The organism is Lentibacillus halophilus (assembly GCF_039522485.1).
Taxonomy (GTDB): Bacteria; Bacillota; Bacilli; order Bacillales; family Amphibacillaceae; genus Lentibacillus; species Lentibacillus halophilus.
This window is the reverse complement of record NZ_BAAADM010000040.1, coordinates 1-8,555: the sequence shown is the minus strand read 5'-3', so window position 1 is coordinate 8,555 and position 8,555 is coordinate 1. Positions and strand designations below refer to the sequence as shown.

General features: G+C 43.0%; 7 protein-coding genes. All 7 read left to right on the top strand.

The annotated features are described in order from the left end of the window. The first annotated feature begins 77 nt into the window (after positions 1 to 77). The 7 genes from ABDZ72_RS07920 to ABDZ72_RS07890 all read left to right on the top strand — a co-directional run bounded on the left by ABDZ72_RS07920 (position 78) and on the right by ABDZ72_RS07890 (position 8,487). Entirely contained in the window at positions 78 to 818 is a 741-nt protein-coding gene (locus ABDZ72_RS07920; RefSeq protein WP_343752265.1) for an amino acid ABC transporter ATP-binding protein, read from the top strand. 223 nt (positions 819 to 1,041) lie between these two features. Further along, positions 1,042 to 1,866, top strand: coding sequence for a gluconate 2-dehydrogenase subunit 3 family protein (locus ABDZ72_RS07915; protein ID WP_343752264.1), 825 nt, complete (start codon positions 1,042 to 1,044; stop codon positions 1,864 to 1,866). A 15-nt stretch (positions 1,867 to 1,881) separates the two neighbouring features. Further along, the gene (locus ABDZ72_RS07910; RefSeq protein WP_343752263.1) at positions 1,882 to 3,618 is read left to right on the top strand and encodes a GMC family oxidoreductase; all 1,737 of its coding nucleotides are present in this window, start codon (positions 1,882 to 1,884) and stop codon (positions 3,616 to 3,618) included. Positions 3,619 to 4,169: 551 nt separating this feature from the next. Next, positions 4,170 to 4,811, top strand: coding sequence for a hypothetical protein (locus ABDZ72_RS07905; RefSeq protein ID WP_343752261.1), 642 nt, complete (start codon positions 4,170 to 4,172; stop codon positions 4,809 to 4,811). A gap of 236 nt (positions 4,812 to 5,047) precedes the next feature. Further along, entirely contained in the window at positions 5,048 to 5,815 is a 768-nt protein-coding gene (locus tag ABDZ72_RS07900; protein ID WP_343752260.1) for an IclR family transcriptional regulator, read from the top strand. Positions 5,816 to 5,895: 80 nt separating this feature from the next. Then, positions 5,896 to 6,432: a cupin domain-containing protein gene (locus tag ABDZ72_RS07895; protein ID WP_343752258.1), complete on the top strand. Its 537-nt coding sequence runs from the start codon at positions 5,896 to 5,898 to the stop codon at positions 6,430 to 6,432. 273 nt (positions 6,433 to 6,705) lie between these two features. Further along, positions 6,706 to 8,487 carry an L-lactate permease gene (locus tag ABDZ72_RS07890; protein ID WP_343752257.1) on the top strand — a complete coding sequence of 594 codons (1,782 nt, stop codon included), beginning with the start codon at positions 6,706 to 6,708 and terminating at the stop codon, positions 8,485 to 8,487. The last annotated feature ends 68 nt before the right edge of the window (positions 8,488 to 8,555 follow it).

Sequence of the window (8,555 nt, the reverse complement as noted above, 5' to 3'; positions counted from 1 at the left end):
CTTCAATAAATCAAAAGAAATCGGGAGAAAAACGAAGGAATTCCAAGAAAACATTAATTTATTGAGGGAGGGATTGTATGGATGAAAAACAGGAAATGATTCAAATTAAAAATTTAAATAAATCTTTTGGAGATTTGAGTGTTCTTAAGGATATTAATATGAAAATATATGAAAGTGATGTTGTAGTGCTAGTAGGCGCAAGTGGTTCAGGTAAAAGCACAGTATTACGCTGTATGAATTTTTTAGAGAAAAAAAATAGTGGGGAGATTTTAATTGAAGGAGATCCGATAGAGTCGGATACACATAACTTGAACAAAATTCGCGAACGTGTCGGGATGGTTTTTCAACATTTTAATTTATTTCCTCATAAAACAGCTCTCGGAAATGTCGTTGAAGCACCTATACAGGTAAAATCTATGGACAAACAAACAGCTGTTAAAGAAGGGAAAGAATTACTTGATAAAGTTGGGCTCAGTGATAAATATGATGTTTACCCTTCAAGGCTCTCAGGTGGTGAGAAACAGCGTGTAGCAATTGCTCGAGCATTGGCCATGAAACCGGATATAATGTTATTTGATGAACCAACATCTGCTCTCGACCCAGAATTGGTAGGGGAGGTACTAACGACTATGAAGACACTTGCTGATGAAGGGAAAACCATGATAGTCGTCACCCATGAAATGGGTTTTGCTCGTGAGGTAGGAAACTGGCTTTTTTATTTGCACGATGGGTGTATTGTTGAACAAGGACCACCTGATGAGATAATCAATGCACCCAAGGCAAAACGTACACAGGAATTTTTAAGTAAAGTATTGTGATTATGTGGCGTGCTTAAACAAGCAGGATAAATCCTTAGAACAGTATCCATCGAAAATGAACTGCGACCCTACATGTTAGTGATAAAATGTGCGATTAGTATAAATAGAGAAGGCGAGTGCTTCGCATACCGAAGCCACTCGTCTTTTTTTGCATTCTTTTGGAAAACTTGGAAAGGATATAGATAAAAGGAAAAGTCACTAAAATAGTTAGGAGGCGAATCTCATGGCTGACGATAATAACGAAAAGACTGATGAAAGCCGGCGCCGGTTTATTAAGAATACCGGATGGGTTGCCGGCGGTGTTGTTGGCGGGTCGCTGTTTGGCGGTCTGTTAACGAGCCAACTACAGGATGAACCGGATACTCAAACCAAAGAAAAAGAAACAACCCAAACGTTGCAGGAAGCACGAACGTTTTTCAGTCGTAAAGAAGACTTTGAAACATTGAGTGCAGCAACTGAGCGTATTTTGCCGGAAGACGATGATGGTCCGGGCGCGATTGAATTGGGTGTTCCCTTTTTCATTGATAAGCAATTGAGCGGGTCATGGGGAACGAACGATAAGGCATACATGAAGGATCCTTTTTTTCAGGACAACCAAACTTATGAGTATCAACATAAGGATACCAAGCAGCATAAATCAGGACCGAATACAAGCTCGCAGGCGCCATCAAGTGTTCCAAGATATCAAACACGGATGAACCGGGGCGAGATTTATATTCGGGGATTACGACGGATGAATGAAGTGAGTCAGAATAAATTCGATAAAAAGTTTTTTGACCTTGAAACAGACCAGAAGGATGAGGTACTTAAGGCGTTTGATAATGGTGAAATTATGATGAGAGGTGCTGCAGGTGTCACATTTTTTAATCTTCTGCGGCAAATGACGCTGGAGGGTGCGTTTTCCGATCCGGTCTATGGCGGCAATAAAAACATGGCGGGGTGGAAAATGAAGGAATTCCCTGGTCCGCGATTGGGTTATACGCAGGAAATTGAAAGTGAAGAGTTTATCAAAAAAGAACCGAAAAGCTTACGGGATTATCAATCATGATCGGGGGTATCAATCATGGCTAAAAAATTGGATAAAGTAGACGTCGTTGTTGTTGGAACCGGCTGGGCCGGCGGGGTCATTTCAGCTGAAATGGCTAAGGCCGGCAAGAAAGTGGTAGCCCTGGAACGAGGGGACAAGAAAAATTTACAAGACTATACAGGTGAAAAAGATGAGCTGCGTTACATCGAACGTTTTCAAATGATGCAGGATTTGTCGAATGAAACCATTACGTCCCGGAACAACATCGGGGAACGGGCGTTGCCGGTCCGAACACAGGATGAGATGAATGCCGGAACCGATACCGGTGGTGGCAGTGTCCATTGGGCAGGTGCCGTCTATCGGTATCCGCCGTATGATTTTGAAATATACAGTAAGACGGTCGAGCGTTATGGAAAAGACAAAATACCGGACGGCATGACCATTCAGGATTGGGGCATCACATACGATGAAATGGAGAAATATTATGATCGCTTTGAAAAAACGGCCGGTATTTCGGGCGAAGAAGATCCCCTTGGTCCGGAACGCTCGGATGATTACCCCAATCCGCCGCTGAAAGAAACCGAACCTATCCGGTTGTTCAAAAATACGACGAAGGACATGGGGTATCATCCATATCAAGTGACATCGGCCAACGTCTCACAGCAGTATGAAAACCCGGATGGCGAAACGCTGAACGCTTGTCAGTACTGCGCGTTTTGTCACTATTATGGGTGTGATTTCGGTGCAAAATCAGATCCTTTGATGACTGTTATTCCGACCGCTCAAAAACACGACAACTTTGAATTGCGGACGCAATCCTACGTACGCCGCGTGCTTTATGACGGCAATAAAGCAAACGGGGTTATGTATACCGATACCGAAACTGGCCAGGAATTCGAACAGCCAGCCGATGTCGTTGTGTTAGCAGCATTCACGTTCACGAATAACCGGTTGCTCATGTTGTCGGACATAGGTGAACAATATAATCCGGAAACGAGAAAAGGCGTTATCGGACGAAATTTCAATGGTCAGATGAATATTACATTTCTTGGTGCCACAGGCTTTTTCGACGAACGCAAATTCAACCTTTACATGGGTGCCGGCGCACTGGGCGGTACCATGAATGATTTTGCGGCTGATAATTTTGACCACTCGGATGTCGATTTCCTTAATGGCGGTGCTATCGAAATCAGACAGTATGGCAGCGGTGCTATAGAAAGCAACAGAGTTCCAAAAGGCACGCCAAATTGGGGATCGGAGTTTAAGAAAAACGCCAACTTTTATGCGAACCGGAACCTGACCATCTGGTATACGTCCGCCATCATGTCATGGTATCACAATTACATGGATTTGGATCCCACCTATAAGGATGACTTCGGTGATCCGTTGCTCCGTATTACCAATAAGTATACCGACCAGGATCGGAACATCGCCAAATTCGGTATAGAAAAATGTAAGGAAATTATGGAAAACATGGGTGCGGATACGGTTGACGTCGATGAAGTGCCGGACGAATTTGACCATATTTATCAAGGCGGCCATTATGCCGGCGGTGTCATTATGGGCGACGATCCAGAGACATCTGCTGTTAATAATTACTTGCAAATGTGGGATGTGGACAACCTCTTTGTTGTGGGCGGATCCGCATTTCCGCATTTCCCGGGGCATCATCCGACGTTAACCATCGGATCATTGGGCTACCGTGCAGCAGAAGGCATTGAAAAATATCTAAAAGAAGGCGGGCAGCTGGTCCAGCCTAAGCAGAAAGCATAAATAGGAGTTTGCCGCTTCCCATTGCGGCGGTCAAATGAGGTGCCGTTTAACTCGAGCGATAGGTAAGGACGACTAATCGCGCGGATCGGGGAAAAACTCGCGCGACTCAAGCCCGAGGTCGCGCAACTCCAGGAGAAACTCACGCAGTTCGAGGGGGACTCGCGCAATTCAAGGCTGAGATCGCTCAGCTTGAAGGAAAATTCGCGCGACTCAAGGGGAAACACACGCGGTTTGGAGTGAAACTCGCGCAATTCATATCGAATCTCGCGCAGCTTACCCCCTCCCATTTAATCGACTTGGCAACCATATTCCTATTTTTTAAGTTAAACCCAATATCGATGTTTAACTTATTTGCAAGGCGGGTAAATCACTATTGAAGACAATGCGAAGACCAGCCCATGTCCAAACCAACAAATGAATCAGGAATCCGAATAACGGTTTTCGGGTTCCTGATTTTTTTCGTATAACGGTTTGGCAAAAAGGATGGATGAGGCGGTATTCGCGGTTCCAAGGGAATAATTATTTTCAGGATGCAAGCAGGGGAGTTGCAGATGGCTGAGAAACAATTTTATCAAAAAAAATGGGTCATTATAGTGACGGTTGTGATTATTGTTATAGGGTTGCTGGTACTACGGATTGAGCACGTGGACGAACAGGCAAAACAGGACCAGCAAGACACCGAGCAGACAGAAAAAGAACAGCAAGAAACAGAGCAGGAATTAAAAGAAGAAGAAGACAAACAGAAACATCAAGATCAGAACAAACATGATACAGATGACAAAGCAAGAGGGGCTATAAAAAAACAATTGCAAAACGATTTGGAAACCTTGCCTGATTCGACCTCTGTGCGTGTGCAAGGCAGGTTTGATCATGAACCTTATACCATGGAAGTCATATTCCGCGGTGTCGCAGGGTCAACCAAACACGCGACAGTGACCAATATGAAAACAGCGATTTTACAAACCGTTTGCGTTGTGAGCGATTCCGATTATGATTTCGCGACTGTCCGAATCAATGTGATGTACCCATCGGGCGATTCGAATGAGCAAAAACAGGACCAATTCGCCATCAAATCCGAATTTAGTGAAGCAACCATCAATAAGTTGGCCGATCACTGTTCTGACATCGACATGGACCATCTAAAGCAACAAGCGGATAGATGGTGGCAGCATCCGGTATTAAGCGATGACTGATGATCCGTTTTGCAAAGGTGAATAGGCTTTCAATAGATTGATGTATGACTTATGGTTGCTTTAATTAATGGTAGCATTTACGGCGAAGGATCTGTTTGGGATGATACAAGATTGAGTGATTATTCTTATGAATTGTGAAAAAACATTGACACTTTAGAGTATCCAGTGTTACTATACAAGTAATCAACCAATAGTTCACTAGGTACACTAATAGTTCGCAAATTGGTGGTGAGGTTGTGAATCAGGAATTTTCGAACAGTCAAGGCATACAGGCGCTTGAACGCGCAGTACTGATTTTGGATGAAATAAAAAACAATGACGGTCCGATAACATTAACGGCGCTGTCGCACAAAGTAGGTATGTCTAAAAATAATTTAAAAAAGTATCTTGTCAGCTTTGTTAAATCTGATGTTTTAACGTTTGATGATGACAAAAAAACGTATGACATGGGATCTAAACTGATCGAACTGGGCTTATATACGTTAAACAAATTCAGCATCTCTTCAATCATTGATCCGTTTATGCAAAAGATTAAAAAGGAAATCAAACATTCATCAGCCCTTGCCGTCTGGACGGATAATGGCCCGATGATTTCCAAGTATCAAAGCAGTGGTCGATCGATTAATGTTGGGATAGAAATAGGTTATTACCCTCCGCTTCTTATGAGTTCGGTCGGAAGGTGTTTCGCTGCATTTCTGCCGAATCAATCTATACAGGACATAATGAATAGAGACATTGAGGACTATCATTTGGACAGAAAAGCAGTTGAGGACGATTTAAATCGTGTGAGGGAAGCTGGTTTTGCGTCAAGAGATCAAGAATTCGGTGATTTGCCCGGAGGACATGCTGTTTCAAGCCCGATTTTTGACCACTCCGGCGAAATGATTGCTGCTATTTGTATGATTGGTTTTGCAAACGATTTAAATACGGATGCCCAATCCTATGATGTTCAGAGATTGATAGAGATTACCAAAGAAATTTCCGATCAGCTTACTTATAAATAATAAAGGGGGGTGATTTGTTCAGAGTCGTGTAAATGTGAGCTAAAATAACGTGTACTAAAAAATAGCTAAGGAGGATAATTATGAGTCAGTCAGCAGCAAATATGATTAGTTACAGTGATTTTCTTCAAAAAAGTACGAAGCCAAATATTCGTCCTTGCCTTTGGAAAGGGAAGGATATCAATGAATTTTTATATGGAACAGGGTCAAGTTTAAGTGAAGGCAGAAGCGCTGTATCACTGATCAATGAAGACACAGGGGATGCCCAGGGTGTGTCTCCCAATGTAAACGCATTGGTGCAAGTACTAAAGCCGGGAGAACATAATGAGCCGCATCGACACAGCAACATGGCCATCTTCATTGTTTTCCAGGGAGAAGGATACAGCATCGTTGAAGGCGAAAAGTATGAGTGGGAAAAGGGAGATGTGTTTTTTGCTCCTGCATGGCTGGCACACGAACATTGCAACACGTCTGATAATGAAGATGCCATTCTTTATACCATCCAGGATGTGCCTTCTGTCTCCGGTATGGGAGCATGGTTTTTGGAAGAACCCGTTGGATCAGGTGCAAAACACGTCGTATCAGGAACCGATAAAAGCGATATCATTCCTGATAAATAACAACCATTGGTATGTCGCGTGTTAAAAACAACTGGATATCAACTCAATAAGTGGAAACAACTGTGGTGGTTTAACATGGGCTTATGCGGACACGATCACCATTAAACCTGAGTCCAAGGGTGCCTCCTTGGGCTGAAGGGTGTCGTGTCCACCTTGTGTTGTAAGTGTAAGACAAATAATGAAGTATATTCGTCTATAATAATAGTAACAAATCTAGACACAACTTGCAAATTATAGAAATAGTGACGCAGGCGTTTAAGGAGGGTGAAAGCAATGAGTTTGGGGTTGCTTGTTTTTCTAGGAATCGTCCCATTATTGATTCTCTTTTTCTTCCTCATCATATTACGGTGGACAGCAAGAACATCGATGATCTTGGCATTTGCATCCGTCTTAGTTTTGGCAACAACTGTATGGGAAGTACCTGCAAACAAAATCGCTGGTGCCAGTTTCATTGGTTTTGAAACCGCATTCAGTATTTTGTATATTGTGTTTGGTGCCTTGCTTCTGTTGAACATGCTAAAAGAGAGCGGTGGATTGGGTGTCATTCGAAATAGTATTTCCGGTGTGACAGACGATCGGCGTATACAAGTCATACTTATTCTATGGATTTTCGGAGCGTTTTTGGAAGGCGCTGCCGGTTACGGGTCGACAGGAGCTGTGATTGGTTCAATGTTGGTCGGGCTTGGTTTTCCGGCCATGGCTTCAGCTCTTATGGTTATGATTTTTCAAAGTACATCTGTGACTTTCGGTGCAGCTGGTGCGCCCATTTCCATAGGTCTCAGTTCGGGTCTTGGAGACGGCAAACTCGCCGATGTCAATTCTGCGCTTCAAGTAGATACGTGGGGTCCATTTCTTTTGGAAATGACCGGAAAGATTGCGTTGGTTCACGGTATTGTGGGCACCCTTATACCTCTGTTTATGGTCGTCCTTCTTACTGGATTCTTTGGCCAATCCGTTAGAGAAGGTTTTAAAGCGTGGAAATTTGCTCTTTTTGGAGGACTTAGTTTAACAGTACCATATGTCTTATCAGGCGTATTTTTAGGCCCTGAATTTCCTTCCTTGCTCGGTGGGCTCATAGGAATTGTCATTGCAGTCATAGCCGCGAAAAAAGGTTGGTTTATGCCTAAAGATACGGTATGGCGATTTAAAGATAAGTCTGAATGGAAAGAAGAATGGAGTGGCATTCTTGAAATCGAGAGTGAAAAGATAGCCTCTTTTTCAGCATTCCGATCATGGCTTCCTTATATTATCACAGCTGCTTTGCTTTTTATTGTCAATGCTCCCTTTTTGCCCATTTCTTCTTGGTTGGGAAAAACGGATATTGCCGTTAACCACATTTTCGGGAGCGAACTCGGTACTGATTTTGGATTACTGACGTCTCCCGGATTCATCTTTTTAATCGTCTCAATTTTGACTTATTGGATGCATGATATGGAATGGACGTCATTTAAAAGCGCATTGAAAGAATCCGTGAAAACCATTGGGTCAGCAGGTGCAGCATTGATATTTGCCGTTCCAATGGTTCAGGTCTTTCTTCACAGTGACGGCGGTGCTGCAGGATTTGAAAGTATGCCTGAAACGTTGGCGAGTGGATTAACGATACTATCAGGTAATATGTGGGCATTTATAGCTCCAGTTGTTGGTGCATTAGGGGCCTTTCTTGCCGGAAGTAATGTGTTCAGTAACCTTATGTTTAGTCATTTCCAATTAAACATGGCTGTCAGTTCACAGTTACAGCCGTCATGGGTGTTAGCCCTTCAAGCGATTGGTGCCGGTGCTGGAAACATGTTCAGTGTTCATAACGTGATTACAGCGGCAGCCGCCGTCGGTCTGGTTGGACGAGAAGGAGAGATTATCAGGAAAGTTATTTTGCCTGGTTTTTATTATATTCTTCTGACAGGTGCTATTGGTTTTGTTATCTTAATGGGAATTGGGTTAAATATCGGAACGTTTGTCGTTATAGCTATTTACGCAGCCGTTATAGTAGCTATATGGATGAATAATAGAAATAAATGGACACCAATGGATAACAAACAAAGGAAGATGAATAATTAGGGGTTGCTGAATGATTTATATCTTACCTAAGAATAATAGGGGCTTTCGATCTCGGACCGAAAAAAGGT